Here is a 25109-nt window from a genome sequence, read left to right as displayed (position 1 = left end):
AGGAAAACCTATTTTATCAATTTGCTGGGAGGAAAACCAAATTGCTTTTTAAAGCAGCGACTGAAATACAATGGATCATTGAATCCGATTAAATTGGTTACTTCGGAAACATTATATTTTTTTGTTTTTAATAGTTGGGCCGATTCCTTTAGACGAATCGTTCGAATAAACTCATTGGGCGCCAAATCGGTAAGTTCTTTGATTTTTCGATATAATTTGGATGAACTCATACCCAATTCACTGCACAAAAAACTAGTACTCATTTCAGCATTGCCGATGTCATCGTGTATCAATTGGGTCACCTTGGCCATAAATTCTTCATCTACAGGCGAATGTGTCAAGGTATTCACTTCACTTTCAACTTCATCTGAAAATCTACTTTTTAGCGCTCTGCGCGACTTAACGATATTTTCGATTCTAGTCTTGAGCAAAGCTGGATCAAAAGGCTTTACCAAATACCCATCGGCGCCCGAACTGTAGCCTCTAATTTTATCATCATTGTCTGAAAGGGCAGTCAATAGTATTACCGGAATGTGGCTGATATCGGCATCATTCTTCAGTGCGTTGCAAAACTGAAGGCCATCCATTACCGGCATTAAAATATCGGCCACACATATGGCCGGCTTAAACTTGCGGCATAGTTCAAGTCCTTTTTTACCATTTTCAGCCACAAAAACCTTATAATAATCCGATAAATAATCTACCAAGTAATTGCGCAATTCTGCATTGTCTTCAATGACCAATATATGTTCTTGTGTGTCATCGCCCCGAATGATTTTCTTTGCCGCTATTAATTGAGGTGATTCTTCCAAAATCTGATTTTGCCCATATTCAAAGACTTCTTCGTCTGTATATGAACTTCGGTCAACCGGAATTTGCACCGTAAACACACTTCCCTTGTTGGGCGCACTCTGAACTTCTATTGTTCCTCTATGTAGTTTTATTAATGCCGCCACTAAAGACAAGCCTATACCAGACCCCGTATTGTTTTCTTTACTATTCGGTGCTTGATAAAACCGACCGAAAATTTTTTGTTGGCTTGCTTGAGGAATTCCAATACCATCATCGCTTACCTCGACAAACAACATCGACTTTCCTTTTTCCGTTTTTAGACTCACGAAAAGATCTACATGACCGTATTTATGAGTAAATTTCAATGCATTCGATAGCAGGTTATAAAGCATCTTATCGTATTTATCACGGTCAATATAACCTCCAATATTTTCATTTTCAGAGATAAGATTAAAATGGATTTTCTTGTCATCTGCCAATTCTTCAAAGGAGCGAAATGTATTATTGGTATGTAAAAGAATATCGGTCTGCGTCACTTTTAATTGCAACTCACCAGATTGGGCCCTTCTAAAATCCAGCACTTGGTTGACCAGATTTAAAAGCCTGTTGGCATTTTGATGTATCAAGTTAAACCTGCTTTGATGAAAATAGCTTGCAGAATCCTTGCCTTCTTCGATCAACTGCTTCGCAGGGCCCAAGATCAGTGTAAGAGGTGTTCTCAGTTCATGGGATATGTTGGTAAAAAAGCGTAATTTCTCGTTGCTTAGTTTTTCGTCCCTTTCCCGTTTTACTTTTTCCATCAACAATTGTTGCTTTAATTGTCTACGGGCCTTCAAGTGCTTTCGTACCAAATAAAAAAAGAATGAGACTACCAGCAAAAACAGTAACAGCGCTTTATAAGTCAACCAAAACGGAGGAAGTATTTCGATGTCATAAGCCGAAATCTCGCTCCATACCCCATGACTGTTCATTGCTTTGACCTTAAAGACATAATCACCAAAAAAGAGGTTGGTATATTGCACAGTACGTTGTCGTATGTCAACCGTATTCCACTTCTCATCAAACCCTTCCAAGATGTAACTATACTTATTAAAACGCTCATTGATATATGATGGACTAGAAAATGAAAGCGAGAAATTCTTATTTCCATTTTCAAGTACCAACTTGTGGCTTTGATTAAGGTCTGTAGCCAGTATCTTTTGACCATTCAATATGCCCCCCACTTCGATATCAATATTTTGAATCTTCACATTGGTTATCATGGGAGGTGGCGACAGCTCATTATCAATCAAGTCATTCGGCGAAAAAAATATAATTGCATTTTTGCCACCCAAATAAATATGTGCATCATCAGCATAATAAAAACCGCTGAGACTGAATACATCCAAACGATTGCCGCTATCGGTATAATACACTTTCAATTCATTAGAAACAGTGTTATAACGGGCTACTCGATTATTGTTCATATTAAGCCATAAATTACCTGCCGTATCAGCAACAGCATCTGTAATCCATCTGCCATATAATTCATCGGAAACCAGGGCAGGAACAAAACTATCTAAGCCCGCATCATAATAATCGAGTCCCTTTCTGGTGGCCGCCCAAATTTTTCCGGAAGAATCAATTACAATATCGCTAACATTATCATGCGATAACCCCGATCCGGCCTCTCCTTTAACCTCATAAACCTTTATTTTGTCATTTAGCGGGTCGTGGTGCAAAACCCCTGTTTGGGTGGCATACCAAATTTTGCCGCTACTGTCGACTATGATTTGATTGATATAACGCAGGGGCAATAAGATGCCTTCCATTTCTTGAGGTCTCAATGTTTCCAAGTCAATAACGACCGCCCCCTCTCCATGGGAACCTATTATCATGGTATTGTCATCGAGTTCGGCAAAAGCTAAAATGGGTGACGACTTAAAACCAACATCAAAAACAACAGCGCTATTTGACTGGTAGTCGTATCTTAAAACTTGTCCGTTCCAAAGACCGCAATAAAACAATCGACCGTCATTGGAAAATATACTGGCGATATCATTTTTATTATCGAACAAGGGAATGAAACGTTCTCCTTCTGAAATAAAGAGGCCATTATGCCTCGTAGCCACAATGATTTTTTCATCATGCGTTTTGGAAAAACCACGAATACGGGGCACTTGGTTTCCTACATATCGGGAAATATCAGTATTGTAACTAAATTGATTCTCATAAGGGTCGTATTTATCAAGTCCATCTTCTGTACCGACCCACAAAACCCCTGAGGCATCAAAATAAAGGGCCGCCACCAAATCATCGACCAAAGAGTCATCATCCGACAATTCTGAATAATACCATTTATACTCTTGTTTTTGAACATCTTCCAATTCATCGACCACTAATAGCCCGCCCAAAGTTCCAAGCCAGTACTTGCCATCCGGCGCGCGTGCAATGGAAATAAAATAAGGCCCCAACTTGTCTCTTGTTCCGGAATCTTCGATATATAAATTATCGAAGTTATCAGTGCGCTCATTTAATTTATAAAGTCCTTTCCTGCTTCCCACAAAAATCGCCGATTTGTGGTCTTCATAAATAAAATTAATATAGGGGTTCACCTCTCCGGAATTTGGAATATTCAAGGTATACGTACGAATTTGCCCTATTCTCCCCAAATTATCCAAAGAAATTTTGGCCACGCCTGCACTCTCATAACTTCCAACCCAGATTTGCCCTTTTGAATCTTCAATTATTTCCTTAACATAATTGAATCCTGGCAACGCTATCTTTTTAAAAGTATTTGCTTCGGCATTGTATATAAAAAGTCCTTTGTTTTTTGTTCCTACCCAGACCTGTTTAAATCGATCAACGTGCACCGACCTTACTTCCTCGTCTTGCAAGCTGCTTGAGTTATTGGCTTCGGGCTGAAACGTACGGAGCGTATGCGTTTCCATATCGAAAAGAGCGAGCCCGTTTCTGGTACCTATCCATAAATGGTTCTGCTCTTCATCGAGCTCAAGGGCCGTGATATCATCATTGGGTATGGTGTTCGGAATATCACTTGTACTCGTATATGACTTGAATTCATAACCATCGAAACGATTTAAACCAGAAAAAGTACCGACCCATAAAAACCCGTTTTCATCTTGAACGATATGCCTCACAGAATTGTGAGAAAGGCCATTGTCATCGTTATAGTGCTCAAACTTTATGGCCTGTGAATTTGCACCCCAAACAACGGTAACAAAAACCAACACCAATAGAAGTTTGTTTCGCATGAGTTAAATAATCTGAGTGTTCTTCCTTAAAAAATAAAACACATAGCATATATCGATCAAGATTATGATTACCGACCCGACCTATACCTATTTCTATCGCATGTTACGTAAGGTTCTATTTTTTGATTGATAAAAACAGGGGCCCTTTACATCTTTTCCGGCTTATCTCCCATCTCGAAATCTAGTATCGCACCTTTTAAAATATCAGAATGATGGATATAATTCTTATCTGTTGCTGCCCCGTTGCTCTTAACAGATTTTAAATAATATTTACCACTAGAAGCTCCAGGTGCATTGATAGTGAATTCTTTCCCATTATTTAGATTAATCGTTATATGATCGAAAATGGGACTTCCGAATTCGTATTTTGGATTTTCTTCCGTGCCCCCGTTCATTTGAAAGATCCCTATTTTCATCAATACGGCGAGACTACCCATGAGGCCTTGATCTTCATCACCATTAAAACCTGTGGCGGGCGACAACCCACTAAAAGCTTTATCTATAACTTTTCGTGACCAGTACTGTGTTAAATCGGGCCTATTTAACTGATTGAACACAAAAGCGGTTTGCATCGAGGGTTGGTTACCGTAGTTGATGGGAATTTGTCGATACTCGGGATGCAACTCCTGAGCATGCGAATTTCCAGAAGTGAAACCTAATTTTTCAGCAGCCTCGAACTGGGCATTCAATTTCTGCACCGCTTCTTCGTTACCCCCCATCTCTTTGGCCAAGCCCGGGATATCTTGAGGTACAAACCACGTAGACTGGGCCGCATTCGACTCAACAAAGCCATGCTGATGCTCGTAAGGGTCATAGGCTTCATACCAGTCGCCATGAACATTTTTAGGCCGCATCCAGCCGGAAGTTTTATCGAATACATTTTTATAATTGCCTGATCGGTTCAAGAAATAGTCATAATCTTCGTTGTCCCCCAACTTTTTCGCCAATTGTGCCAGGGTCCAATCTTGATAGGCATATTCCATAGTCAAACTGGCACCATCTTGATGGCCACCGAATTTGCCTTCGGGTATCGGGTAAGGCACATACCCATTTTCTATGTAATATTTTAATCCGCCCCCTAGCGCAGTGTTATGCTCATAACCGGCTTTTTCCATAATACCCCCGGGCATATGATTTTTTTTCAATGCCTGATAAATATCTTCCAAATCAGTAGTTACAATACCTTTTTGAATGGCACTTACTATAAAGGGCGTAGAAGATGATCCGGTCATGACATAGGTATAATTTCCTCCAGATGGCCCACGAGGAACAAGTCCGCCATCTTTGTAATACTGTAATAAGGAATGCACAAACTCTTCCATGATTTCAGGATATACAAGTCCCCACAGCGTATTTATGGTCCATTGCGCACCCCAAAACGAATCGGAATTGTAGTGATTGAACTTTGGTTTACCGGTTTCATCAAGCGGCAACTGACCTACTCTAAAGCTATCGCCGGTATTATCAGGGTAGGCTCCATTTACATCACTTATAACCCTGCGCCCCTGCAAGGCATGCCATAAATCGGTATAAAATCTACGTTGGGCCGTTTCCGAACCGCCCTTTACCTTTATTCTACTTAGTGCGTTGTTCCATTCTTCCTTGGAATTTGAAACTACTTTTTCAAAATCCCAATGTGATAGCTCCGCTTCTACATTGGCTTTGGCATTTTCGATCGAGGTATACGAAATGCCGACTTTCATAAGCACTTCTTTTCCTTTTGCCGTAACTCCAATAAGATAATTTCCCGTTTCCTCATCTTGATAGAGTGTTTCAATTTCAGTATCCAATTGAACATAAAAGAACAATTTGGAAGGTTTTGGTCTTCGATGAGTTTTTGCAATCGTCAGTTCGCCTGAAAGCGTTTTATCATCCACTTTGTTCAGAATACCATCTTCATTCCTACAAGGACCCAACATTCCATTTAAATTAAAAAGAATCGCAGCCTTGGCATCGTCCGGGAAAGAATATTTATGAAGCCCTACCCGCTTTGAACTGGTCAGTTCAACATTTATTCCATATCTGTCCAATTCCAAATAGTGATACCCTGGGGATACCTTTTCCTTTTCATGGCTGAATTTCGATTTATAATCTTTGAAAATAGTGTTCTTATTTTCCTCGGATACCGTGACGGGAAGCAAAGAAAGCCCTGAAAGTTGCCAGGCATGAATGTGGCTAAAGCCCTGAATAGTATCTACTTTATATCGATAACCACTGCCCCATGCACCTTTAACCTCTGTATCTGGACTTAAGTTGACCATACCAAACGGACGGCTTGCGGATGAAAAGAAAAACCATCGTGAATTCTCGGTATCCAATTGCGGATATACCAAGTCAACAAGTTCAACGGAATTGTTTTCTGGTGTTTCTACTTTTTTAGTTTCTCCACATGAGGTAAAAAACAGCATTATGGAAAACATTCCAAAAATACTGTATAAAGAAACTTTGCCTATCTTCATTTTTTTGTTCTGTTTAATGGTTATTTGTAAATTATGAGCAATGTTATCCAACCTTTCAAAGGTTGGGAAGCCATTGTTCGATTTTCTTATTTCTGAGGAACACCAACACGACCATTTGATATTTTTATTCCCCACATTTATATGTTGATAAATGACCTTCTGTGGTTCTTTTGCTTTTTTCAAGCGGGCCAACGCCTGATCAAGCGATTTAATTTCATTTGCATTTTCGAACTGTTGCTTTAACTCGGTCATATGGTGTAGTGTACTTTCAAAAGAAATTAAATCTGTTTGACAAGTACTGGCAGATAAATATAGGCATATTTTAGTTTTTTGCGAACCTATTTTTGAGCCGTTCAAGGTACCTTCCCTATCTGCTCTTCCGTATTTTGTAATAATCAAAATCATTGATTTTTTCTTTTAAAAATACGGGCAGGTCAAACAACCTGCCCGTATTTCAAAAGGGGGAACTCAAGCTAAGAACTATCATACAATATTTTAAAATTTAGTAACCAGGGTTTTGAGTCAACGATCCATCAGAAAGTTCCAATTCACTTGAAGGTATGGGACGTAAAAAATGAATACTCGGATCAAAGGCTCCATGATCTATGACATGGGGATTATATAATTCAATGCGTTCCTGCAATTTACCAGTACGCTTCAACACGGCCCATCGATTAACCTCACCGGCAAGCTCAATGGCGCGTTCGTTCAAAATATCGTCAAGTGTTACCGACGAATAAGAGCTAGCAATACCGGTTGCCCTTTCGCGCACCCTATTGATGTGAAACAAGGCCTGAGTGGTATTCCCGGCCCCTAAGTGAGCTTCGGCTGCCAATAAATGGGTGCCAGCCACCCGAAACACAAACGTATCACGCGAACCACCTTCCGATTCGTCAAAATCAACATCACCAAACTTTTTAAAAATCGGAAAGTTCGTTCTGTTTAGATTTGCACTATACTGATAAATAGCCCCGTCAATATTATCTGGCACTCCAAATAAATATTGATCTGGCTGATACACGTAATACCGATTTAATTTTTCGGCCAATTCCGCTGCTTCCAAAGCAACTTTCGGATAATAAATCACCGTATCGCCCACCGCGATCAAATCTGTACCAAAGTCGGAATTGTATTCCACTTCCTCGTTAGCCAATAACACACGATGCATTGTCGGTTCTTCTCGGGTATCATTCTCGTCGAACAGTGAGTAGAAAAAAGGAGTTGGCATGGCTCCAAAATCACTTCTTCCGTAGGGATTAATTCTGGCAATACCAGGATAATCATTAACGCTGTTCAAGAAAAGAGAATGTTTATTATTATTTCTATCTGCGGCTTCGCCTGAAGTTCCATATTGAATAGCAAAAAGAATCTCGGGATTTACTTGATTTTCATAATCAAAAACTTGAGCATACGATTGACTTCTTATATCATAGTTGCCAATGGCCTGTTCTGCCAAGACAGCTGCCGTGCCAAAATCGGAAGCATCGCCAAAAGATGTATAGGCTCTTGTCAAATATACTTCAGCCAATAGATGCTGTGCTGCCCTTTTAGAAAAACGCCCTGTTTCGGGAGCATCTTGCAAATTAGGTATAGCTGCCTCTAGGTCAGAAATGATTTGGGTATAGGTTTCCTGTTCTGAACTTCTCGCATAATCGGAGCGAATACTGTTAGGTTCTTCCAACTCCATTACGACACCACCGTATTGTTGAACCAAATTAAAAAAGGCCAGTCCTCTTAACGCTTTTGCTTGAGCTATACCGTAAGCTTTATCGGCCAATTTCGAATCGCTGAACTGAATTTCATTCTCGTAGCGATTAATGGCCGTATTTGCTTTGGCTATAACATTGTAATTTCTTCCCCATATTGCACCACCGGAATTTAGACCAAAATAGTCATTTGAAGCATTGAACGAGAATACTTCGCCCTTACTAGTGAAAATATCAGTTCCTAAAAACTGAAATCCATAATCTTTATATACTCCACGCAATGAAGCATAAACACCGACCACCAATTGATCTGCTGTATTTTCATCAATAAAATTTTCACTGGTTATATCGGAAAAAATGTCTTCCTCGATATAGCTCTCACAAGCGCTGAGCCCCATCAATACACCTAACAAGACTAAAATGTACTTATTGCTTTTTATCAGTTTCATTTTGTATATTTTATAATTAAAAGGATAGTTTAAGTCCGAACAATACAGTCTTGACCGCATATGTCATGTTATAAGAATTCTGTAAGCCCGTCTCAGGATCCGGACCCTCATAATCGGTAAAGGTGAACGGATTTTGAACATCCAATGACAATCGCAGATTTGAAATGTTTAGTTGATCCAATAGCTGGTTTGGAAAATCATACCCTAAACCGATATTACCGATGCGTACAAAATCAAATTCTTCATAGTACCATTCGCCGGGATGACCATAGTCAGGGGCAGGATATTTGGCATTCGGATTGTTTGGAGTCCAATAATCTAAATCTACTTTATTAAATTTGGCATCATCGCCCTGGTAGGGTGCAAAATGTTGATAGAATTCCGAATGCCCGAATACCCCCTGTCTCGTATGCATCTGAACACTGAAATCTAAATTCTTATAAGTAAATGTGTTGGTCATTCCACCCGTCCACTCTGGCGATATGGAACCTATTACCACTTTATCGTCTTGATTGATCAAATCATCATTGTTCTGATCTACAAATTTATATTGGCCAGGGACGGCGTTGTATACTGCCGCTTCGGCCGCCTCATCGAGTTGCCATATACCCACTTTATCATACGCATAGATAGCATCTACGGCTTCACCAATTTTTAAAACTCCGTGCCTTCCGTAAGGTATCTCATCGAGATCCCCATCCAACTTCAAGATTTCATTGGTGTTTTTCGAAAAGTTAATACTCGTTTTCCACGAGAAGTTATCGGTTCTAACGTTAACGGTATTCAGGGTAACCTCTACCCCCCTATTTCGTACAGACCCGAAATTGCCCACGGCACTACCAAATCCGGTAATCGATGATAATTGCCTGTTCAAAATGCTTCCTTCGGTTTCTTTGTTGTAATATTCAAAACCAAGTCGCACTCTGTTGTTTATAGCGGCAAAATCTAATCCGAAGTTATATTCTTTTGAAATTTCCCAGGTCAAATTACTGTTTGAAAGCCCGGCCACCACTTTTCCGTTACCAAGGTTATCGCCAAAGAGGTAGTTTGTATTGCTCAAGAAAGACAATGAACTATACGGCTGAACCGTGGTATCGTTACCTGATTCACCATAACTAATGCGCAACTTCAAATCATTGATCCAATCCGCGGTTTGCATAAAACCTTCTTCACTGACACGCCAAGCAAAAGCTGCAGATGGGAAAAAATTCCACTTGTTGCCTACCGAAAGCTTAGAAGACCCGTCATACCTACCTGTAAAAGTAAAGAGATATCGGTCCCTTATATTATAATTTAAACGACCGGCAAAAGAAGAAAGAGATTCTTTACCATAATAACTACCATAATTACGGACGTCTGTTCCCGCTTGGGTATTATAAAACAAATAGGCATCGGTATCAAAGTCCCTGGTCTCAAGATTACTGCCCTCGTTCTGGTTATAATACAAGGAAGATATAAGGGTAGTCTTTAGGTTATGGCCATCAAATATGTCAAAATCAAAATCCACAATATTGTCCCAAGTATAAGACGTACTGAAACGTGAATCATAATGTGATTGAATTCTACTTGGATCGTTACGTGCGGCCTTAGTAAACAGCCCTCGATATTCCCCAAATCTTGTGGTGCTTATGTTAGGAGCAAACTGTGTTTTAAAATTAACCCATTTCGCTGGCTTATAGTTTAGAAACACATTAGCAATAACATCTAAAGACTTCGTATTTACCCGCCATTCACCAGTTGCATCGTAATAAGGATTGGCAAAACGTTGATCTTGATCATCTGGAAATAAGATTACGTCACCATTGGGGTCAAAAGAATTTACCGTAGGTACTAACCGAAATGTACTTCTAAAAAGTTCCCTACTACCTTCTTCCCTTTCAGAGAACGCTAAATAGGTTTTTAAACCTACGGTAAATTTGTCTGTCACCTTTTTCGAGAGCGAAGCACTTATATTATAACGTTCGTACCCTTCAATTCCCATTACTCCTTCATCGCTTAAATAACCTAATGACCCGTTATAGGTCAATCCGTTACTACCACCTGACATACCAACGGTGTGGCTGGTCTGAACACCTGATTTTCTATAATCGCCCAACCAATCGGTGTAGCGTCTGTTGGCAACGTTATCAGCCTCTTCATTCGACGATTGAAACTCGGTCGAGCGATCGATAACCGCATTGTTGTAGTCATCAATTGTTCCAAAGTTTGTACCATTAAACAATCCCCTCCATTGTCTTGCCTTTAAATAATCATCCACAAAAGCAACATATTCGTCACCTGAGTACATATCGGGTAGATTGGTTGCCGTACGCAGGCCAAAAGTAGATTCGTAGGAAAAAACGGTCTTACCTTCAATACCGTTCTTGGTCGTAATAATAACCACACCATTAGCCCCACGAGAACCGTAAATCGCCGTAGCGGAAGCATCCTTGAGAATATCCATTTGTTGAATATCGGCGGGATTTAGAATGTTGATGTCTTCAAAAAACACCCCATCGACAACATACAATGGTTTTGACAAATCGTCGGAAAGATTGTCGCTAACACCATCGTTACCGACGTTATTATTTGTAATTACAGTGTTCCCGCGAATTTTTATCGACAGCGGCGCCCCAGGTTTAGAACTTAAGGTACGTACATCAACCCCGGCAACACGACCTTGTAAGGCTTGGCCTATATCGGTTTTCTTCTGTTCGGTCAAGGTCTCCGTATCCAAAGAGGCAACGGCACCTGTTAGATCACTTTTCTTTACCGATCCATAACCGATGACTACCACTTCGTCAAGTCCGGTAGAAGAAGTTTTAAGTGTAATTGAATAGCTCAAAGCCCCATTCAGAACAATTTCTTTAGAATCAAAACCGATATAAGATACTATTAAGGTCGATCCGCTATCTTGCACCGAGATTGAAAAGTTTCCGTCAAAATCGGTTACTACTCCATTTGTAGTTCCTTTGACTACTACGTTCGCCCCAGGTAGCGGAACATTTTGATCATCCAATACCGTTCCCGTCACATTCGTTTGCGCCCATGAAACAGCAGTGATACTCATCAAAAAAATCAGCATCAAAAATTTTAGTTTCTTCATTCTCTAAGTAGTTTGAATTAATTTCTGCTAAACTACCGTTAACGTATTATTAAGAAATGGACATATTTTTCAGAAACATGGATAAATTCATCAAAGTCAGTAAAACCAAGGGGTTCAAAGTGCTATATTCTTAATGAGATGTTTCATATTTTAACAATATTTAAAAATCACAATGCATTTTTAGACCAGAATTTGCGAACAGAATCTGGAAAAAAAAGATTAAAAGAGAAAAAAGTGGTCTCGGGAAGCGCTTTGCAACAAGTGGAGGAAATTTTAAAAATGAAAATAGACTGACGACTATTCAATAATCTTAGAAACATCTATCATATAGAGCTGTCTGCCATCGCCGCCGTGTGTTGAGTCGAAGAAGACCAGATGACCGTCAGGGCTATTTCTAGGATGTAAATCACATCGTACTTCACCTTTATATTTTAGCGGTTCATGAAATTTACCCAACGAAATTTTCTTTTTGGTTGGAACATGATAAAGATATAACTCTTGCAAACGCTCGGCCCCTTGGGGATACGTATCATTCAAAATCCACTCTTCGTTGGTGCCATTGATGTAGGTGTTATGACCATTGACCGTCATGATACCTTCTCCAACGGGGACAATTTTATTGGTTTTATCGGTAAACGTATAAAAGCCATTGTCTTTGCCAATTGGTTTTGTCCACATACAAATTTCTTTTGGGTTCTTCCAGATAAAATGGGAAGTATACCCCGAAGGATCTAATATATAACGGTTTGAGCCATCTAAATCGGCCGTAACCATTCGGGTAATAAAACCAGAAGCAGCTTTATCTTTTCCGTTTCCTTTTTCCTTCCGCCAACGGTGCAGAAATGTAAAACGTTGGTCATCGGGACTTATCAAAATATGGTTGAACCAGTGCCAATAATCCGTTAAGTCTTCTCCCTGATGTTCTTCTTTCGCCATCGCGTCGATAGTAATCAACAGTTCTGAATGCCCCGTTTTCAAGTCTATTTTGTAAAGTCCGATTTCGCCAGGATGTCGATTTTCTTCGTAAGGGTCCGGAACCCCAGCATAGCCATATCCAGGTCGTAACTTTTGAATACGGTTAAACTCGGTTCCCAACGCAAAAGTGCCGTCATTGCTCAGGGTATAAATGGCTTTGGGAAGGGTTCTTCTTTCTTTGGTGAACACATTTAAAATTCGGGTAACAAATTTACCGTCTTCCAAATCGTTCCATAGAATCTCTTCTTTTGAACCGGGAATCCACTGCAGCATGCATCCTTGTTGCCAACCCCACGCATGACTTTCCCCTAGCGGTATCCATTTATTATTATCATGAAGATCGATCATACCAATGATTAAACCGTCATTTTCGGTAGGCGACCGATGGATTGTATCTACTTCGGCTACCAAAACGTACCTACCCGTAGGGTCTACTTGTAATTTGTCGTAATAACCAAACCAATGCTGTTTGGGACCAGAAGTGAGTTTAATAATCTCATAATCGGAAATATAGCCTTCCAGCGGAACTGATGTATTTTGATTGCTTTCCCTGTTTTGACCAAATACCAAGAGGGGAAGATTTAAAAAAAATATCAGAACAACTTTTATCATGGTCAACTTTACCTTAAAGATTGTTAGTGTTTGCTATATTCTTTCATCTTCAAACTGGCTGGAGCTTTTAGTTGAATTTCTTTGGGGAGTTTGGTCAACTTTCCGGTTTTTACATCCCTTTTGAAAGTCACCAAATTTCCTGTTACTTGATTGGCGACGACAAGATATTTTCCGGAAGGGTCAATCACAAAACTACGGGGGTGGTCACCAAAAGTAGGTTCATGGCCTACCAATTTTAGGTTACCTGAATTTTCAGCGATCGCGAAAATCGCCAAGGTATTTTCGCCCCTATTGGAGGCATACAAAAACTTTCCATCGGGTGACACATGAATATCGGCACCTTGGTAATTTTCACGTTCTTCGGCATAAGAGAAATCAGCAGCTATAGGCTCCAAAATACCCTGTTTATACGTAAAAGTCGTTATGGTTCCATTAAGTTCATTAATGCAATAGCCATATTTACCATTGGGATGAAAAGCAAAATGTCTTGGACCACTACCGGGTTTGGCAGCATAGGTACCTTTGTCAAATGCCTCTAATTTGGGAGTGTTTTTTTCGTTGAATTTGAAGGCATGAATTTTGTCCGCGCCCAGATCCATCACATAAAGATACTTCCCGTCGGGAGAAAAGTTTGTAGAATGGGCATGGGCCACATCTTGATTGGGCGATACCACACTACTTCCAGAAAACTCCATAAGTTGGCTTGAAGGTTTAAGACTACCATCGGCCGCACATTCGTATATATTTACGACGGCATCAGAGTAATTACCGCTTACGATATACTTGCCATCATTGTAGATGTTGAGATGCACAGGGTTTCTTCCATGGGTCGTCTGCTTATTTAAAAAAGTCAACTTACCTGAGGCACTCTGAATTTTAAATGCGGAAACCGATCCGTCTTCTTCCAATTTCGATTCAGTGACCGAGTACAGGTACTTTCCATTGGGAGAAACCGCCACAAAGGATGCATTGACCAAATCTGACTGTTTGTATCGTTCGGTAAGGCTTCCATCGGTTTGTAGGGAATATACATGAATACCATCACTCTTCTGCCCGTCGGTATACGACCCCACAAAAAGTAAGGTTTCAGCACTATTTTGACCAAACGACATATACATTAAGATTAAAGCAACACAGGTACCGTAATTTCGGAAGGTTTTTCTCCTCATTTTAATAGATGTTATAATATCACCAGGTTTTACCCCCGTTTATGCTTTAAATATAGTGGTTTTTAATCAGTAATTGCCATGGTCAGTTACATGACCCTAAAGATTTAAAAGTCGGTTAACTGATCAAGATTAACCTGCGGGAATAGAAGGTTTATCCATTGACGTCAATTTCGAATCATCTATATAATGTAATAGAAATATCAATTTAAAAGACAGAACCAAGCCTTTGTAGTCTTACCAGGCTTGGATTTGGACATATGCAATTTGTCTTATTGTTTTTCTTTGTTCTACCAAGTTGTTCACATCGGCCAGTATGTGGCGCGTGGCCATCCCTCAGGGTTGCTATGCACTATAAACTATGTTGGCTTTCGTTTTTGGCGCTTCTTGTACAATACCACAACCTTAAAAGGATGCTATTCTTCAAAAATCAAACTTATAGGTAGCTCCACCAAGTATTTGCAACCCCTGTACGGGAAAATTAGACCATTTTTGATAGTTGTTGTTTGCAATATTCGCCGCCTTTAGAAAAATGGACAGTTGATCGTTCAACCGGTGCCCTACGTGTGCATTGGCATCAAAATAGCCATCAAGGTTAACGATGGTCGCCGGAAAATCGGTAGGCTGCATGCCAATGATGGCTTCTGAGGCAACGTCTTCCCGTTCGCCCACATAAAATAGATTGGCTCCCATATACCATTTTTTTCCAATCTGATAATCTACAAATAATGACCCTGTAAGGTTCGGAAGATTCCATGCCGGGTTATCGGTTTCCGTATTGTAGTCATAGATTTCCGCATTGATCCCCATCGTAAAGTTTCGGTTTACATCTACATTCAATTCCCCAAAAACACCGATAGTCTTTATGTCATCATAGAACACATCAAAAGAGTTTCCATAATTATAGCCCTTTTCATCATTACGTATCGTATTCTGAGGGTTTAGTTTATAGAGTGGTCTTCTGTTTTCCGCTGTATAAGAACCTTTAACATTATAACTTAAATTAGGTAAGAGCTGTCCCTTTAAACCAATATAAGCATCGTATTGTTTATCGGTCGGAACAATAGTCAGGGTTGGAGACACAAAAGAATTCTCTTCTACAAACCCATAATAGGAATTCTGCTTTAACGCCCCGACTACCCCGCCATAGGCAATGGCCATTTCATCCATTAACCGATATGAAGCCGTTACCGCAGGATATATGTAAAAATTACCTTCACTGTTTTCGGTATCCAAGCCGTAAACCAGGTTAACCCCCAAATTCAGGGAAAGGTCATCACGCTGCAACGTAAGACTCGGGTTGACACCCACCTGAAGTTGGCTGTATTTGATACCAGCATCGTTGGTTGTCGTATTCAGTGATGCATTCTCAAAATTACCATTGACATAATCGGCATTCACCTTAATCTCTAAAGACTCTTCATTTAAAGGAAACTCGAATCCTGTATTAAGTACGGCTCGATTTTCACCTGATTTTGCCGCATCCCAAAACCGTCGGTATTGTAGCGCGGCGTTCTTGAAATAAGAATCTTCCACATTTATGTGACCCCCTACCTGGCCCATATAGTAATTTTGTCTTTCGTCAATACCGTGTACCGCTTCCTCGGTAAATTCACCATCAGGTATACCATACCAGTTGTACAATTGATGTTGTAAGGCTACATCTACACCCCAATCAAAATCACGGTCGCGCTTTGTATAAGCCGTATTAAGTTTGGTATTCGAATAGATAGAGCTCAACGCTACACCATCTAAATCGCCACGCGAAGAGTTATGGGTCAACCCCACATCTAAACGGGTTTCCCTGTCAATTGCCCTACTTGTATAAAAGTCGGCAATAATGTTGGCAGGATTCCCTCCTCCAGCTGAAGCATACGAATTAAATAGTTTCGGAGGAGCTGTCTTTTCTACCGTAGAAGCCTTTCCTTTTGCCGGGGTAAATGTCGATGCCACGGGAACCGAAAAGATGCTGTAATTGATTTTCTTTTTCTGAAGCACGATAGAATCGTTGATAGTCGGCATCGAACGAATCTTGAAAGCATCGGAAATCGTAGGAGTATAGGCTTTGGTAACGGTTACGGTCTCGGTTCCAATATCATCTTCTTTATCATCTTGGGCCACAACAACTTGGGCGATGGCAAAAAAAGTGAATAGCGTTAATTTTATGTTCTTGTGCATGCAGTGTTCTTTTTGCAAATCGAAATTAATATGTAATTTATTCAATATGAAAACCGTCTTTTTTGACAATCTTGACATCACGATTCCTAAAATAGGTTTTTAGTTTCCAGGATCGACCGAAGAGTTGCTTTGAGCCTCCCTTGCCTTTATTATGGATAGTTCTCCCCTCGCCTCGGCCACCACCTCAGGATATTGTGCGAAGTTCGAAACCACATTGTCTAAAATATAGGTCGCCTGATAGGCATCATCCAAAGCATAGAAATTTTTAGCCATTATAATAAGTCCTTTACCGCCCCATTCTTTATAAGCTGCGTAATCTTTCGCTAATTTCTGAACAGATACGTTCGAAGCTTCGTATTGTTGTTCTTTATTCTTGAAATAAGCATCAAAATAAAGCGATTCAGCTGCAAGAATTCCAGTTGCTATCTTTTGTACATCTGCATAGGCCGCCTGTGCCATCGCCTCATCATTGGTCTGTATTGCAGAACGTGCAATCATCACATGGGCATCACTTTTTATACGATCATCTATTGTCGGCGTTGCCAATACTTTTTCGGCATAAGCAATCGTACGCTCATAATTCTTTTGTTCATAGTACCCCTTCATCAAATTCGAGCGGGCAAAAGTACGGTTCTGTGGAATATCGGCCTGACCCTCCAAACGCTCTAAGTATGGTAGTGCCTCGTTATAATCCTTTTTTCCGATATAAATCTCGCAAACCCGAGTCAAAGCCTGTTCGGCATATTCACTTCCTCCTTTGTTCGCTACATACATATAATGGGGCAAAGCCTGATCTTTTTCTCCTTTCCCAAAATATAATTGTGCTAAATTAAAATTGGCATTTACGGCATGTAGGCCGCTTGGAAATTGTTTGATATAATTCTCATACCCTCGAATGGCCACCTCTTTTTTACCTTCCAAATTCTGCTTGTCAGCCGACTCAAAAGTGGCATTATCAAGTTCTGCGTCGGTCACCTCAACAAATTCCAGGTCGCGCACCCATTCGGCATATTCGTCAACACGGCCCAAATCGACATATACCAATTTGGCCGTGGCCACTGCCTGAATGGCTTCTTGGGTATTGGCATAATCACGTACGACCGTTTTGAATTTAGCCAAAGCTTGTTCATTTCTGCTCGCATTGTAATGTACGAGCCCCTGTCTCATAATAGCTTGGGGCACCAATGAACTACCACGATAGTCACGAACCAAACGATCATAGGTCTGCAGCCCCTGATTCTCTTGACCGGCAGCGATGTAGGTATTTCCTAATTCGTATAGGGCATCATCTTTTAAAGTGGACTTTGAATATTTTGAAACAAAACTTTGTAGTTCTTCTATTTTAGTATTTTGTTTCCCTACAAAACCATAGCTCAATGCTTTTTGATAGGCGGCATAGTCTTTCTCAGGGCCGGTCAATGCCAAAGCCTTGTTATAGGTTTCAATAGCGGGCCAATACTTACTGGTCACAAAATAGCTATCGCCCATACGTAAATAGCCATCATATAATTTTTGGGTATCGTTCGTACCAGAAGCTGTGAAGTTCCCAAAAAAGAAAATCGCTTTCGCATAATCTTTGAGCTTAAAATAGGCGTAGGCCAAATTATAGTCTGATTCTGCATACTCGGGTGTTCTTTTGGCAGCCGGGTTTTGTTTGAATTGTAGAAATCCTGCTAAAGCATCATCGAACCTATTTAGCATATAATCCGATTCAGCTTTCCAATAGCTTGCTTTGGCTTTGAAGGTACCGTCTTCGGCACTATCGAGCGATTTTTTGAAAATTTCTGCCGCTGTTTCATAATCACCATCAACGAAAAGCTCAACTCCCCGATAAAAAGCGACCTTTTGATAGGTACTTTTACTAGCATAGTTTCGGTTGTTCTCCAAAAGTTCCATTGCCCCCTGAAAGTTTCGAGAGGTGATATATGAATCTACCAACAACTCTTGCATTTCCTTGGCATTACTATCATTCGGATATTCCTCCAAATAATTGGAAATCACTTGCGGTACGGGTTCGTAAGCATTCCCTATCTCATAACTTAAGCGTGCGTAATTCAGATAGGCATCCTTTTTTATTTCCAGACTAAAATCCATCTGAGAAGCATTTCGAAATGCATTCAGTGCTTCGGGCTTTTTATCTAAATTTAAGTAACACTCCGCCAAATGGTAGTAAGCATTCTGGGAAACACTGTTCGTTCCACCGATGATATTATTGAACTGCTGTATGGCATTGGCAAAATCGTTCTGCTTATAATAACAATAGCCTAACAGGTAATAATCTGTATTACTCCATTTACCACGCTTCCCTTTATAATCCTCTAAATATGGGATGGCGTTCGAATATTGTTTTAAATTGAAATAGCTCTCCCCTATTATCTTATTCAGTTCCGAAACTTCGTTTCGATCTGACTTTGGCAATTGCTTTTTGGCCAAGGCAATAGCTTCTTCGAACTTGCCCAACTTGAAGTTCATATCGGCTTGATAATACGAGAGTTTTTCTTCAAGTACCTCTTGATCTGTAATTTGATCGAAGCGTTCGTTGGCCGCTTCATAATCATCTTGCTGATAGGAAATATATCCTAAATAGTACTTCGCTTGAGACCCATAAATTGGTGAATCTGTCACTTTCCCCAAATAGCGTTCGGCCTCCTTACTTTTTTTGGAGGAAAATAGGGAATATCCGTAATTGAAATTGAATTTATCCATTTCCCCACGTGAAAGTGCACCTTGGTCGACCTTGTTATACCATTTTAGGGCATACGGATATTTACCTGTTTCAAAATAATACTCGGCCACATCGGCAAAGGCAGAATTACGCTTGGTTGAAGTAGGATATTTTTCAACAAAATCTTCCATCAGCCGATCGGCACCCAATTGGTTCAGTCGTACCGCTGCATTGGCCTCATAATAGGCACTATTGGCCTGCACTTCTTCGTCCCTTGCGGTTTTCTTTACTTTTTGAAAAATGGTTTGGGCCGCTTGGTACTGCTCATTGTTATAGAGCGCCAAGGCATCTTGATATTCCTTTTGTGAATGCGTGTAAATTTTAGTTTCTTGGGCGGTTCCCAACAAGACAGTCCCCAATAAAAGGGGGAAAAAAGCGGTGATTTTTTTTGGCATAGTGTTCTAACTATTGTTTAATAAGTACCGTGTATTAACCTCTATAACGGCAAATATCGTACCTAAGTATATGTTAGGCAGAATTTGAATTTAAAGAAAAAGATTTTTCCTAAATATCAAGGGCAAATCTCTAGGAACTTATTACTTTTATATCAACAACGAAGACCATGAGCGAGACCATATTGGAGTTAAAGGAGGTTGCCATTTTTCAAAAAGATAATCTGGTACTGAACGAAGTAAGCCTAGATGTAAAAAAAGGGGACTTCGTTTACCTCATCGGAAAAACAGGGAGCGGAAAAAGTAGCTTTATGAAAACACTTTATGCCGACCTGCCACTTCGACAGGGCGAAGGTTCCATTGCTGGTTTCGATTTAAAATCACTGAAAGAAAAGAAAATTCCGCATCTCAGGAGAAAATTGGGCGTCGTTTTCCAAGATTTTAAATTGTTGCCTGACCGAAACATCAATAACAATATGCTTTTTGTACTCAAAGCCACTGGCTGGAAAGACAAAAGTAAAATGACCGCCAAAATCGAGGAAGTACTCGACAAGGTTGGCATGAAGACCAAAGGATTCAAATTTCCGCACGAGCTTTCCGGTGGAGAACAACAACGTGTAGCCATCGCCAGGGCCCTATTGAACGACCCTGAACTAATTTTAGCCGACGAACCTACGGGCAATCTAGATCCACAGACCAGTGTAGAGGTCATGAAAGTCTTGCAAGATATCAACAAATCTGGTCGCACCATTCTTATGGCCACCCACGATTACGCCCTTATTTTAAAATACCCTTCCAAAACCCTAAAGTGCGATGGTGGCAAGATATTCGAGGTGGTACAACGTACGGTATAATAATCTCCAAATGCGAGCTAGTATTTAACTATGATTTTAAAAAAGCAAGTTTATCAAGCCGATAAGAAAGCAAATCCGTTTATTGGTATTTTGCTTTTTTTTATTTCCATCATCTTATTTGTGCTGACCGCCCCCTTCGGACTAATTTATGGATTACTACGAAAATTTGTTGTTAAAGGAATCACTGGAATTGGAGAGTTCTCTTTAAAAATTGCAATTTCCGTCGATCAATTGGGCAATGTGCTGATGCAACATCTGCTCAATGCGCTTTGGATAAAAACAGGAGGGTACAAATTCGGAAATAGGGACGAAACCATTTCAAGTGCCTTGGGACGCAATAACAAATTAGGAACTTTGACCGCTTTCGGAAAATCAATAGACAAAATATTAGACTTCATCGACCCCAACCATTCCCTAAACTCTATCGATTATTATATCGAACCAACGGAAGAAATTATCGATACACTGGCATGGATTTTTATTGTCGACGGCCGCATACTATGTACCCGAAGTCAGGGAAAAAAAACATATTATATCCCCGGCGGAAAAAGGGAAATCGGAGAATCGGACAAGCTTGCGATTACTAGAGAAATTACAGAGGAATTAAGTGTAACATTGAACATTTCATCTTTAGATTTCATAGGTATTTTCGAAGGTCAGGCCGATGGCCATAAACCCGGTATTTTGGTTCGAAGAACTTGCTATTCGGGATACTATGAAGGAGAACTACTACCCAATTCTGAAATAGAGGAAATAGTCTGGCTCAATTACAAAGACAGAAACTTGGTTTCAGAAGTAGATGGGTTGATTTTTGATTTTTTAAAAGAAAAAGGGGACCTTCAATGATATTTTTTAACACCTTGAAATACATCATAAGTAAACATTAACGACAACATATAAAACATGTTAAAACAACGACACCATTGCCTTATACTTTCAGTCTTTACACTATTGGTTCTAGGCTGTCAGGAGCAAAAGCCCGAGGAAACACACCCCAATGTGCTTTTTATTGCTGTCGATGATCTGCGCACGGAATTAGGTGCCTACGGCAATGAGTTCGTACTATCGCCGAATATGGATGCATTAGCCGCTTCAGGCACCCTCTTCAACCATCATTATGTACAAGTACCTACTTGTGGAGCTTCTCGACATGCACTACTCACAGGAATGCGCCCGTCAAAGCCCATTCATTTATCCAATTCGGCTATTGAAAAGGAAATTTCCGAGCGACCGGAAACAAATGTTCCCGAAACATTTATCCATCGATTTAAACAGGCTGGTTACCATACCGTCGGAATTGGAAAAATTAGTCATTCTGCAGATGGTTATGTCTACGGCTACGAAGAACCTGTTTCTCAAAAAAAAGAACTTCCCCACAGTTGGGACGAATTGGTTTTTAATGCCGGAAAATGGAAAACAGGGTGGAACGCTTTTTTTGCCTATACCAATGGCGAAAATCGACAAAGCTTAAAAAAACAGGTAAAACCTTATGAATCGGGGGAAGTTAATGACGACGGCTATCCCGATGGTTTAACGGCCAATTTGGCCATTTCCAAACTCCGCGAACTAAAAAGCAAAGAGAAACCTTTCTTCCTGGGCGTTGGGTTTTTCAAACCGCATCTACCTTTCAATGCCCCAAAAAAATACTGGGACCTATATGACGAGACAACTTTACCCGTTTCCAGCAATCCCAATATCCCTGAGAACATAAGTCTCAAAAGTCTTCATGGAAGTGGCGAATTTAATGGGTATGCCCTAGGTGACGAAAAAGCATCTTTACAGGCCTCTGTTTCTGATGCCTATGCCAAAAAATTACATCATGCGTATTATGCTTCGATAAGTTATATCGACACCCAAATCGGTAGACTTTGGCAAGAACTAAAGACACTTGATATGGAAAAGAACACCATTATCGTAATTTGGGGCGACCATGGGTGGCATTTGGGCGATCAACGGGTGTGGGGAAAACACACTCTTTTCGAAAATGCACTAAAGAGTGCACTTATCATAAAATCCCCGTATATCGAACATCAAGCCCAGCAAGTGGAAAACGTTGTAGAGACGGTGGATATTTATCCAACACTTTTAGAGCTTTGTAGTATTGGTAACGACTACCCTCTCGACGGTGAAAGTCTTGTAGGTCTTATGAATTCCAATAAACAACAAACTAGAGAGACCGCCTATAGCTACTTTAGAAATGGAATTTCACTTCGCACCGAAAAATATAGGCTCACGAAATACTTCAGGAAAGATACACCAACTGTAGAACTATACGATCATAGCGCAGACCCCCTTGAAACTAAAAATATAGCCGACGATGAACCTGAAATCGTTAACAGACTATTGCCATTATTAGAAGAAGGAAATACGGGATTATACTCCAAAAATCTATAAAATCAATCGGTTGCCTTTATTTGAACTACGATAACCTGACACCCCTAAAATAAACCATATTTTGTTATAATTTCAACAATAAAAGCAACTGCGGAACAGCATTGACTAAATACTACCAAATCTTTTTTGTTACTTTGCGCCCATAATCACAAAATGTATTAATGGAAATTCTTGGTATTGATATAGGCGGTTCTGGAATAAAGGGTGCAATGGTAAACATGGAAACCGGTGAAATGGTGACAGAACGTTTTCGAATACCCACACCAAAATCAAGGAAACCAAACGAAATGGCCGAAGTGGTCGCTAAGATCGTAAAACATTTTGACTATAAAGGACCTGTAGGCTGCGGATTTCCTACGGTTATCAAAAAAGGAATCTGCAAATCACAGGGAAACCTTCATAAAAAATGGAAGGGAACAGATGTTGAAGCCCTTTTCAAAAAGGCGACAGGCCTTGATGTCACGGTAACCAATGACGCCGATGCCGCCGGTTATGCAACAATGAACTACGGTATTGGCCAACAAGAAAAAGGTCTCGTTGTCATGATTACTATTGGTACGGGACTGGGTAGCGGTGCTTTTTTAGATGGCCGATTGATTCCAAACTTTGAATTGGGCCAAATTCCGTACAAAAAACATATTAAAATAGAGGCATGGGCGGCAGCTTCCATTAAAGAAAAAGAAGGTCTCAGTTATAAAAAATGGGGCAAACGTTTTAATAAGTTCTTAGAGCTTGTTGAATTGATAGTCGCACCAGACCTTATTATTCTTGGTGGGGGCACTTCTAAAGACTGGAAAGAGTTTAAAGATTATATTACTATCGATACACGTGTAGTTCCTGCAGGATTGCAGAATCATGCGGGAATCATCGGAGCGGCAGCAGCATGTCAGGCAAGAAAGAATATTTTCAGCTAAAAACCCGCCGTAATTTCAATCATCAAAATTCGTATAAAAAGGGGCTAAAAAAGGCTTGTTTTATGCCATTTCGAGGTATGAAGCCATCTGTAAATTTACGAACAGTCGATCAACAGATTACTTCACTGCGTTCGTAATAACGCTTTGTTCTAACTTTTTAGCCCCTCTTATTACGATGTCTCTTATCAAGACTATTCTAAAATCTTAGCGCCTTCGGGTACATCATAAAAATCATTTTCCAATGTTTTTATGAAATGTAAGTCGCTCACGTCGATTTTCGTAATATAATCTCCTGGTTGGCCGTTCTCGACCGTCCAATGGGTCTTTAAACCAGTGGGCAATAAAATTCCCTCAATATTTACCAGTTCCCCTACTTCCATAAATTTTTCGGGATTATGCCCCCCATCCTTAAAATACTCTGGATAGGAAACAATATATCGAATGGCCGTTATCAAGTGGGTATCGACATCAAAATGCAATATGTAATAATCATCGGGAGCATCGCCAGTACCGGCATCAAAAGTTACTTTGACAACATCATTGGTTTTCTCTTTATACTTAGCTTGCGGCAATAGTTCTAAATTCACCCCTTCCCCATCCAACACAAAAGGGTGTGCAAAAAGATATATGGGGGTCAATGCCCAAAACTTTGTATCGTAGGCAAAAGCGGTGGAGTCTTTGGCCTTTACCCAGGCTGTTTTTCCATTCCAGCCAAATTTGGCGGTGCTATCGGAGACACTGGTATGTACAGCTCTGTTACGCCAAACATCCACAATTTGGTAACTATCCCTTGCCGTTTTACCATCAAGGGGTTGATAATTAAAACGGAAAGCCAAAGCTCCATTACTGAACCATTTTGAAAGTCCGCCGTGAGCCTCCATTGCATTCCATATTACCGAACCAGCTTCTGAACCTTGTAACCTATTCTTTGCTTTGGCTACACGACTACTTATCCATTTTTCAGGGACCAAAGCCGAATTCGCGACAACCTCATTTTTTTCGGAAACTGCCTCAGTTGTTTGCTTGGGTTGGTCTTTGCAAGATGAAATTCCTGCAACAATCAGTAGTGTAAATAAAAACAATCCTTTTTTCATATCATCGATTTTTAATTTTCAGTCGTTAAACCCACGACTTCATTTCAAAAAAAAACCCTG

Annotated in this window: 13 protein-coding genes; 4 read left to right on the top strand and 9 right to left on the bottom strand. The window is 40.2% G+C overall.

The genetic code is table 11. From position 1 onward, the window contains the following. Positions 1–8 precede the first annotated feature (8 nt). From AACZ88_RS07760 to AACZ88_RS07725, 8 genes are all read right to left on the bottom strand, one after another. Positions 9–4046: a two-component regulator propeller domain-containing protein gene (locus AACZ88_RS07760; RefSeq protein ID WP_339708624.1), complete on the bottom strand. Its 4038-nt coding sequence runs from the start codon at positions 4044–4046 to the stop codon at positions 9–11. A gap of 146 nt (positions 4047–4192) precedes the next feature. Then, complete coding sequence (locus AACZ88_RS07755; protein WP_339708622.1) at positions 4193–6910, bottom strand: GH92 family glycosyl hydrolase; 2718 nt, start codon at positions 6908–6910, stop codon at positions 4193–4195. Between the two features lie 97 nt (positions 6911–7007). Beyond that, the gene (locus AACZ88_RS07750) at positions 7008–8660 is read right to left on the bottom strand and encodes a RagB/SusD family nutrient uptake outer membrane protein (RefSeq protein ID WP_339708620.1); all 1653 of its coding nucleotides are present in this window, start codon (positions 8658–8660) and stop codon (positions 7008–7010) included. 16 nt (positions 8661–8676) lie between these two features. Further along, a complete protein-coding gene (locus AACZ88_RS07745; protein ID WP_339708618.1) occupies positions 8677–11745 on the bottom strand; it encodes a TonB-dependent receptor in 3069 nt (1022 codons plus the stop codon). Positions 11746–12042: 297 nt separating this feature from the next. After that, entirely contained in the window at positions 12043–13332 is a 1290-nt protein-coding gene (locus AACZ88_RS07740; RefSeq protein ID WP_339708616.1) for a hypothetical protein, read from the bottom strand. 23 nt (positions 13333–13355) lie between these two features. Continuing rightward, on the bottom strand, positions 13356–14501 hold the full coding sequence (locus tag AACZ88_RS07735) for a lactonase family protein (protein WP_339708615.1): 1146 nt from the start codon (positions 14499–14501) through the stop codon (positions 13356–13358). A 420-nt stretch (positions 14502–14921) separates the two neighbouring features. Next, entirely contained in the window at positions 14922–16676 is a 1755-nt protein-coding gene (locus AACZ88_RS07730) for a TonB-dependent receptor (protein ID WP_339708614.1), read from the bottom strand. A gap of 99 nt (positions 16677–16775) precedes the next feature. Beyond that, on the bottom strand, positions 16776–19796 hold the full coding sequence (locus tag AACZ88_RS07725) for a tetratricopeptide repeat protein (protein ID WP_339708612.1): 3021 nt from the start codon (positions 19794–19796) through the stop codon (positions 16776–16778). Between the two features lie 167 nt (positions 19797–19963). Between AACZ88_RS07725 and AACZ88_RS07720 the strand changes: the two genes are divergently transcribed. The 4 genes from AACZ88_RS07720 (at position 19964) to AACZ88_RS07705 (ending at position 23955) form a co-directional block, all read left to right on the top strand. Further along, positions 19964–20647, top strand: a complete 684-nt coding sequence (locus AACZ88_RS07720) for an ATP-binding cassette domain-containing protein (RefSeq protein WP_339708610.1) — start codon at positions 19964–19966, stop codon at positions 20645–20647. A gap of 30 nt (positions 20648–20677) precedes the next feature. After that, complete coding sequence (locus AACZ88_RS07715) at positions 20678–21493, top strand: NUDIX domain-containing protein (protein WP_339708608.1); 816 nt, start codon at positions 20678–20680, stop codon at positions 21491–21493. Between the two features lie 57 nt (positions 21494–21550). After that, positions 21551–23041, top strand: coding sequence for a sulfatase (locus AACZ88_RS07710; protein WP_339708606.1), 1491 nt, complete (start codon positions 21551–21553; stop codon positions 23039–23041). 161 nt (positions 23042–23202) lie between these two features. Then, complete coding sequence (locus AACZ88_RS07705) at positions 23203–23955, top strand: ROK family protein (protein WP_339708604.1); 753 nt, start codon at positions 23203–23205, stop codon at positions 23953–23955. A 191-nt stretch (positions 23956–24146) separates the two neighbouring features. Here the strand turns inward: AACZ88_RS07705 and AACZ88_RS07700 are convergent, their stop codons facing one another. Then, positions 24147–25049: a hypothetical protein gene (locus AACZ88_RS07700; protein ID WP_339708602.1), complete on the bottom strand. Its 903-nt coding sequence runs from the start codon at positions 25047–25049 to the stop codon at positions 24147–24149. Positions 25050–25109 lie beyond the last annotated feature (60 nt).

This window comes from uncultured Kriegella sp., from assembly GCF_963975415.1.
Classification (GTDB): Bacteria; Bacteroidota; Bacteroidia; order Flavobacteriales; family Flavobacteriaceae; genus Kriegella.
The sequence above is the reverse complement of the archived record's forward strand: the minus strand, read 5'-3'. Positions and strand labels throughout refer to the sequence as shown.

Bases quoted from the DNA above. Each gene is read 5' to 3' on its own strand.
- AACZ88_RS07710 (WP_339708606.1), top strand. From the start codon at position 21,551: ATGTTAAAACAACGACACCATTGCCTTATACTTTCAGTCTTTACACTA.
- AACZ88_RS07740 (WP_339708616.1), bottom strand. From the start codon at position 13,332: ATGATAAAAGTTGTTCTGATATTTTTTTTAAATCTTCCCCTCTTGGTA.
- AACZ88_RS07705 (WP_339708604.1), top strand. From the start codon at position 23,203: ATGGAAATTCTTGGTATTGATATAGGCGGTTCTGGAATAAAGGGTGCA.
- AACZ88_RS07725 (WP_339708612.1), bottom strand. From the start codon at position 19,796: ATGCCAAAAAAAATCACCGCTTTTTTCCCCCTTTTATTGGGGACTGTC.
- AACZ88_RS07715 (WP_339708608.1), top strand. From the start codon at position 20,678: ATGATTTTAAAAAAGCAAGTTTATCAAGCCGATAAGAAAGCAAATCCG.
- AACZ88_RS07700 (WP_339708602.1), bottom strand. From the start codon at position 25,049: ATGAAAAAAGGATTGTTTTTATTTACACTACTGATTGTTGCAGGAATT.
- AACZ88_RS07735 (WP_339708615.1), bottom strand. From the start codon at position 14,501: ATGAGGAGAAAAACCTTCCGAAATTACGGTACCTGTGTTGCTTTAATC.
- AACZ88_RS07760 (WP_339708624.1), bottom strand. From the start codon at position 4,046: ATGCGAAACAAACTTCTATTGGTGTTGGTTTTTGTTACCGTTGTTTGG.
- AACZ88_RS07745 (WP_339708618.1), bottom strand. From the start codon at position 11,745: ATGAAGAAACTAAAATTTTTGATGCTGATTTTTTTGATGAGTATCACT.
- AACZ88_RS07750 (WP_339708620.1), bottom strand. From the start codon at position 8,660: ATGAAACTGATAAAAAGCAATAAGTACATTTTAGTCTTGTTAGGTGTA.
- AACZ88_RS07720 (WP_339708610.1), top strand. From the start codon at position 19,964: ATGAGCGAGACCATATTGGAGTTAAAGGAGGTTGCCATTTTTCAAAAA.
- AACZ88_RS07730 (WP_339708614.1), bottom strand. From the start codon at position 16,676: ATGCACAAGAACATAAAATTAACGCTATTCACTTTTTTTGCCATCGCC.
- AACZ88_RS07755 (WP_339708622.1), bottom strand. From the start codon at position 6,910: ATGATTTTGATTATTACAAAATACGGAAGAGCAGATAGGGAAGGTACC.